Raw genomic sequence first — 6,313 nt, 5'->3', positions numbered from 1 at the left:
CCGGTTCAACGGCACCTTTGCCGGGATGATGGGGTCGCTGGACGTGGTCGATGGCAAGGTCGCGGGCGACACCCTGACCTGGAAGATGGAAATGACCATGCCGATGCCGATGACGCTGGAATGCGAAGCCACGGTCAGCGGCGATGCGATTACGGGGCACGATGCAGGTTGGGCGCGGTTCCGGGGTCTTCGGGCCTTTAGCGGGGACGCGGCGGGGCCTGGACGGGTTGGGGGTTCGGGCGCGGCCCGGACCCCAAGCCATTCCGCAAAGCGGACAGCGACCCGGACATAGGTTGCGACTTGTGCCAATTTGATTAGTTAGCTGGACACCCGCAAAAACTCTGGCGGATTTAGGTTATTCGTGATTCATTGATTGGGCAGCCATTGGAGGTGACGAGCCATGGACCCCAAGTCTCTTTTCAGCCTGAACGACCATCTTGAGATGCTGAGCTGCCACGGCGATCCGCTTGAGATCCTGGAACGGACAGTGGATTTTGAGTATTTCCGGGTCTGGCTGGTCGAGGGACTGGGTTATGGCGATGGCAGCAAGGGCGGTCGCCCGCCGTTCGATCCCGTTGCCATGTTTAAAATCTTGATCCTGCAGACCCAGCATAATCTGTCCGATGCGCGGATGGAGTATATGATCCGGGACCGGCTCAGCTGGATGCGGTTTCTGGGCTTTGCGCTGGGTGACCGCACCCCCGACGAGAATACGATCCGGCACTTTCGCAACCGGATGACGGAGACCGGGACGCTCAAGCGGGTGATGAAGGCCTTCGACTGGCAACTGCACAAGAAGGGCTACATCCCTATGTCGGGCCAGATCATCGATGCCAGCCTGGTGCCAGCGCCCAAGCAGCGCAACACCGATGACGAACGGCAGGCCATCAAGGATGGAAAGTCGGCGCAGGATATATGGCCCGATGATCCGGCCAAGGCGGCACAGAAGGACACCGATGCGCGCTGGACGCTCAAGATCGGCGGGAAGGTGCGCTACAAGGATGGCAAGCCTCTACCGATGATTGCCTTGCCGGTGTTCGGATATAAAAGCCATATCAGCATCGACCGCCGGTACGGGTTCATTCGCGCCGGGGAGGTCACATCGGCGGCCCACGCCGATGGGCGCATGTTACGTCATGTGATCGCGGAAAATAGCAGCAGCGAGGTCTGGGCCGACACTGCATACCGCTCCAGAACGAACGAAATATGGCTGGCCGATCGCATGCTGACCAGTCGCATCCACCGGCGAAAACCCAAAGGAAAGTCCATGCCCAAGGCCACCGCCCGCGCCAATGCCGCAAAGTCGGCGATCCGGGCTAGGATTGAGCATGTGTTTGCGCATCAGAAAAACCGGTTCGGGCTATTTATCCGCACCATCGGCATCAAGCGGGCCGAGGCGAAACTCACACTGGCTAATCTGGCCTATAACTTCGACCGCCTGATCTTCCATGAACGACGCGCCGTCACAGCATGAGTCTGCCCTGAACCCCGGAAAAGGTCATGAAATGTCCCATCCGGCGACCGAAAAGCCGCCCGCCAAAGCGCCCTGTGCCCCGGTCATGCCGCCATTACCCCAACGGAAGCATCAAAGTGCCGGTTTTTGCGGGTGTCCAGCTAGGATGCATGACATCGCTGGTTGCAGGATAATATTCGAGACTGTTGAAGATCTTTTGATATTTAGGAATAGTCTTCATAACGCAAATTTCAATCATAAAAGACGAGGCGCAGATAATGAAGAAAGATGGAATTATTTAGTCAATCCCAAGTCAGACGGATATCGTGGTATCCATGAGGTTTATGAGTATGATGTGCGATCAGAGGGCGGCAAGACTTGGAATGGACTGAATGTCGAAATTCAGTTTAGAACATACGCTCAACACGCTTGGTCTACAGCCGTTGAGGTCGCTGGCCTTCTTACTATGAATAAACCAAAATTTGGACAAGGTAGCCAAGAGTTAATTAATCAATTTCGTTTTGCGAGTGAATTGATAGCCAGGCAATATGAAGGAAGTGTATCATGCCTGCCGGATTTGACTATTCAAGAAGTTAAGGACGGTTTTAATGACTGCGAACAGAAGACAAGGATTGTGGGTCTTTTTCGCAGCGTAAATACAAAAGTTGTCGACATAGACTTCAAGAAAAATAACGTACTTGTTTTTCCATATGTTAAAATGGAAGATGAAAACCAAAGCGTATTAGAAGTTCATCCGTATGATAACGTTTTTAGGGCCATAGAAAGATACAATGCCTTGGAAGAAAAAATGTCAAATGTGGCAGATGTTGTTTTGGTAAGAGCCGACTCATTCGATAATATGCGAGTGACATTCCGAAATTATTTTGCGGATACGACAGATTTTGTTTCGATGATAGAAGAGGCTTTGGCGGAGTAATCACTCCGCCGCCACACTCTCCAACCCCAGCAACGGCGCAAGATAATGTCCCGTAAAGGAGCGCGGCTCCTTCGCCACCTTCTCCGGCGTGCCTTCGGCCACGACTTCGCCGCCTTTGACGCCGCCCTCTGGACCCATGTCGATGATCCAGTCGGCGGTCTTGATGACGTCCAGATTATGTTCAATGACCACGACGCTGTTGCCCTGGTCGACCAGCGCGTGGAGGACTTCGAGCAGTTTGCGGACATCTTCGAAATGCAGGCCGGTGGTGGGTTCGTCCAAGATGTAGAGCGTCTGGCCGGTGGCTCTGCGCGCGAGTTCCTTGGCGAGTTTGACGCGCTGGGCTTCGCCGCCTGACAGGGTCGTGGCCTGCTGGCCGACCTTGACATAGCCAAGGCCCACTTCGGCGAGCATGGCCATCTTGTCGCGGATGGGGGGGACGGCCTTGAAGAATTCGACGGCATCCTCGACCGTCATGTCGAGCACGTCGGCGATCGAGTGGCCCTTGAACTTCACCTCCAGCGTTTCGCGATTGTAGCGCGCGCCGTGGCACACATCGCACGTCACATAGACGTCGGGGAGGAAGTGCATCTCGATCTTGATGAGGCCGTCGCCGGTGCAGGCTTCGCAGCGGCCGCCCTTGACGTTGAAGCTGAAGCGGCCGGGTTTGTAGCCGCGCGCCTGGCTTTCGGGCAGCCCCGCGAACCAGTCGCGGATGTTGGTGAAGGCGCCGGTATAGGTGGCCGGGTTGGAGCGGGGGGTGCGGCCGATGGGCGACTGGTCGATGTCGATCACCTTGTCGCAATGTTCGAGGCCCGTCACCTTGTCATGCGCGCCGGCCAGGATGCGCGCGCCGTTGAGGGCGCGGGCGGAGGCGGCGTAGAGCGTGTCGATGGTGAAGCTGGACTTGCCGGAGCCGGAGACGCCGGTGATGCAGGTGAAGGTGCCGAGCGGGATCGACGCGGTGACGCCGCGCAGATTATTGGCGCGGGCGTTGTGGACGGTCAGCTTCTTGCCGGTGCCCTTGCGGCGTTTCTTGGGCACTTCGATGCGGCGGGTGCCGTTCAAATAATCGGCGGTGAGGGAGTTTTTGGCTTTGAGGATCTGCTTGAGCGTGCCTTGCGCGACGATCTCGCCGCCGCGAATGCCCGCGCCCGGCCCCATGTCGACGATATAGTCGGCGTGGCGGATGGCGTCTTCGTCATGCTCGACGACGATGACGCTGTTGCCGAGGTCGCGCAGGCGTTTCAGGGTGACGAGCAGGCGGTCATTGTCGCGCTGATGCAGGCCGATCGACGGTTCGTCGAGGACGTAGAGGACGCCGGAGAGGCCGGAGCCGATCTGCGAGGCGAGGCGGATGCGTTGGGATTCGCCGCCGGACAGCGTGCCGCTGGTGCGGTCGAGGTTGAGATAGTCGAGGCCGACATTGTTGAGGAAGCCGAGGCGCTCGACGATTTCCTTGAGGATGGCGCGGGCGATCTGGTTCTGCTGGTCGTTGAGCTTGGCGGGCATCGCGGTGAAGAAGGCGAGCGCGTCCACCACCGAGCGGCGGGTGGAGAGGGAAATGTCCTCGCCCGCGATCTTGACCGCGAGCGCTTCGGGCTTGAGGCGCGCGCGTGGCAGGTTTCGCAGGGCTGGGCGCGTTGGTATTTGCTCAGTTCCTCGCGCATCCAGGCGGATTCGGTTTGCAGGAGGCGGCGGTTGAGGTTGCCGATGACGCCCTCGAACGCCTTCTTGACCTCATAGCTTTTGCGGCCGTCCATGAATTTGAGCGTGACGGGCTTGCCGCCGGTGCCGTGGAGGATGATGAGCTTCACTTCGCCGGGCAGGTCGGCCCAGGGGGTGTCGAGCGAGAAGCCGAATTCCTTGGCGAGGGAGCCGAGGACTTGCATATAATAGGGGCTGGGCGGGTTGGACTTGGCCCAGGGGACGACCGCGCCCTTTTTGAGGGAGAGGCTTCGTTGGGGACGACGAGTTCGGGGTCGAACTCCTGCCGCTCGCCAAGCCCGTCGCAGGCGGGGCAGGCGCCCATGGGGGCGTTGAAGGAGAAGAGGCGCGGCTCGATCTCGGCAATGGTGAAGCCGCTGACGGGGCAGGCGAATTTTTCGGAAAAGACGATGCGGTTGGCGGGGATGCCTGCGCCTTTGAGCTTTTTCTCCGTTCGGGCTGAGCTTGTCGAAGCCTTGCTCTGTTCTTCCGAAGATAAGGACGGCCCTTCGACAGGCTCAGGGCGAACGGGGGTGGGGGCGGCGCCCAATTCTGCGACAGTCGTGTCCGCCAGATCCACGAACGCCAGCCCATCCGCCAGCTTGAGCGCCTGCTCAAAACTGTCGGCCAGCCGCGTGCCCATGTCGGGGGCGACGGCGAGGCGGTCGACGACGACTTCGATGTCATGCTTGTATTTCTTGTCGAGCGCCGGCGCGTCCTCGATCAGCATCATTTCGCCGTCGATGCGGACGCGGGTGTAGCCCGCCTTCTGCCACTCCGCGAGTTCCTTGCGATATTCGCCCTTGCGCCCGCGCACGACGGGGGCGAGCAGGTAGAAGCGCGTCCCTTCGGGCAGGAGCATCACGCGGTCGACCATCTGGCTGACGGTCTGCGCGCTGATGGGCAGGCCGGTCGCGGGGCTGTAGGGAATGCGACGCGCGCCCAGAGCAGCCGCATATAATCGTAGATTTCGGTGACGGTCGCGACGGTGGAGCGGGGATTGCGGCTGGTCGTCTTCTGCTCGATGCTGATCGCGGGGCTGAGGCCTTCGATATGTTCGACATCGGGCTTCTGCATCATCTCAAGGAACTGGCGCGCATAGGCGGAGAGCGATTCCACATAGCGGCGCTGCCCCTCGGCATAGATGGTGTCGAAGGCGAGCGAGGATTTGCCCGACCCCGAAAGCCCGGTGATGACGATCAGGCTGTCGCGGGGCAGATCAACATCGACGCCCTTGAGGTTGTGTTCACGCGCGCCGCGGACGGATATGTGGGTAAGGCTCATGTGGGGCGTTGTTCCAGATTTGTTCTAATTGGGCAAGGCCATCGGCCGATCGCCCTGACAAATGGGGCGGGCGCAGGGTTTTGAGAAGGGACAATCCGCGCGAGGCGCGCGCAAAGGGGTTTGCGCTGCACCAAAGGATATGGGGTGAATGGGAAAGAGCATGCTTTTGCCTTGGTCGGAACTGGCCGATTGCGGAATGTCGGCTTACCGGGCGGCAGGGGTAGATAGCTGCCAGTCGGCCACCGCCCCCGGATTGCTTGCCGCGTCGCGACAAGGCTCAAAAGAGGAAGCGGGCTTGCATTGATTTGCGATCCAAGCGCTGACGCACCCCTGGATAAGCCATTTAGCCGTTTCTCTTACGGGCCGCGTCCATCCGACGCTGTTTGCGATTTCCAGTCGATTGCAATGTGCTGCTTCTATTGGCCTCAGGGTACTCTTTGCCGCGATAGTTCCTCCGCTTCAAATTACCCATGATGCCCAGGCTTGAGCAATCTTTCCGAACCTGTCTGCGATCTGCATCAGTCCATTTTGCTTGTTCAGTATAGATGATGTCTTCGGAAGAGCCTCCATTCTGCCCCGGTGGCTCCATCGCTATGCCGATAATCCGCTTAAGATGGCTGTGTTTTCATGAGGAGTGCCTTGGGCGTAACATTTGAAGATAGAACGCCCCGCATCTGGCGGTATTTTTCGTACCCGCCTTTCGCGTCCATCCAGCGCAGATACTTCAACGTGAGGAAGAAGAACCCCCGTCTCGCACTTCTTTAGAGACCTTCGGAGAGATCATCGCCCCTGAAAAAAGACATCCTGATCTCGACCATATTCTAGCGCACCTCGATTGCCTCACTGTGAGCACGCGGATATAAACGGTTTCTGCAAACGCCATATGACGAAACAGCGATTTTCGCTGTTTTGTCAGCGAGTAGGTATGCCCC

General features: G+C 58.7%; 2 protein-coding genes and 2 pseudogenes. 3 read left to right on the top strand and 1 reads right to left on the bottom strand.

Translation table 11 applies throughout. From position 1 onward, the window contains the following. The 3 genes and pseudogenes from BF95_RS28125 to BF95_RS26930 all read left to right on the top strand — a co-directional run. Positions 1-215 (top strand): annotated as a pseudogene (locus BF95_RS28125) (hypothetical protein); the annotation flags it as partial. 185 nt (positions 216-400) lie between these two features. Next, positions 401-1,474, top strand: coding sequence for an IS5 family transposase (locus tag BF95_RS24115; RefSeq protein WP_043148743.1), 1,074 nt, complete (start codon positions 401-403; stop codon positions 1,472-1,474). After that, on the top strand, positions 1,449-2,390 hold the full coding sequence (locus BF95_RS26930) for a RelA/SpoT domain-containing protein (RefSeq protein WP_081764283.1): 942 nt from the start codon (positions 1,449-1,451) through the stop codon (positions 2,388-2,390). Before BF95_RS24115 ends, BF95_RS26930 begins: the two co-directional genes overlap by 26 nt. On the opposite strand, the pseudogene uvrA reads toward BF95_RS26930, so the two are convergent. After that, positions 2,391-5,381: pseudogene (gene uvrA / locus BF95_RS24105) on the bottom strand (excinuclease ABC subunit UvrA). Positions 5,382-6,313 lie beyond the last annotated feature (932 nt).

This window comes from Sphingobium sp. Ant17, from assembly GCF_000588875.1.
Lineage (GTDB): Bacteria > Pseudomonadota > Alphaproteobacteria > Sphingomonadales > Sphingomonadaceae > Sphingobium.
The sequence above is the reverse complement of the archived record's forward strand: the minus strand, read 5'-3'. Positions and strand labels throughout refer to the sequence as shown.